Genomic DNA, 1,109 nt, shown 5'->3' on the forward strand with positions numbered 1-1,109 from the left:
CCCGATACCAGAGTCAACTGTCATCGCTACTTCTAGTCTCATATCAGACTCCGCTGTTCCATCCGCTACCATGGTTACCCCTGTATGAACCGCTTCTCCCATCGAATAGTTCGCTTGCAGGGCAATCAAATCACACATGCCTACGGCATTCAATAAACCGTTCAATACCGGCCAGTCAGAAATTAAGTCCCCGCCGTCCTTCATATTTTCTGATTCAAATGTCGGATTCACGATCGAACCGGAGTCTAAGTTGTCACGGGAGAACGCAACCGGTCCAGACAATTCGCCGCGGCGGATCATGTCGTTGACTTCTAACGCGAACGCTTTACGCTGGCCAAAGCCCATGTAACAAATACGAGCTGGAAGAGCTTCAATCGGAATATGCTCTTTCGCCAATTTGATCCAGCGTGTCACAAGCAGGTCATCGCTGAACTTCTCTAAGATCATGTCGTCGATCTTTCTTAAATCTTCCGGATCTCCAGATAAGCACACCCAGCGGAAAGGTCCACGGCCTTCACAGAAGAGCGGACGGATATACTCGGCTACGAAGCCTGGAAGGCGTTTTGCTTCTTTCTCATCCATTCCAGCGTCGATACATTCTTTACGGATGCTTGTTCCGTATTCAAAGGAATGAACCCCCATATCCAAGAATTTGATGAGCGCTTTCAATTCACGGACCATCGTTTCCCGTGCTTTTTGTAAATACAGGTTACGGTCTGTGTCACGAAGCTGTTCTGCTTCTTCGACTGTATAACCGGAAGGCAGGTAAGAAATCGGGTCATGAGCTGGCGTCATCGACGTCGTGATATCCGGTCTGAAGCCTTTTTCCAGTACTTCTTCAAATACATCCGCTGCGTTTCCGACCACCGCTACGCCAAGCGGCTTGCCCTCAGCTGCTGCTTTTTGCGCCATCTCAATCGCTTCATCCAAAGAGCCAGCTAGCGTATCAATGAAGCCTTTTTCAATACGGCGGTTGATGATGTCTACATTCGAGTCACAAAGGATGGCTACCCCGCCATGCATCGTCATCGCTCTCGTTTGGTTTCCGCCCATTCCGCCGGCACCCGCTGTTAACAAGATTTTTCCGATAAGCGAGTCATTGTAATGCA

The 1,109-nt window shown here is 49.3% G+C and carries 1 protein-coding gene; it reads right to left on the reverse strand.

The annotated features are described in order from the left end of the window. Positions 1-1,109 (reverse strand): N-tau-methylurocanate hydratase (locus A8F95_RS10490; protein WP_483826431.1); only part of this gene is annotated, 1,109 nt, incomplete at both ends.

The organism is Pseudobacillus wudalianchiensis (genome assembly GCF_001685015.1).
Taxonomy (GTDB): domain Bacteria; phylum Bacillota; class Bacilli; order Bacillales; family Domibacillaceae; genus Pseudobacillus; species Pseudobacillus wudalianchiensis.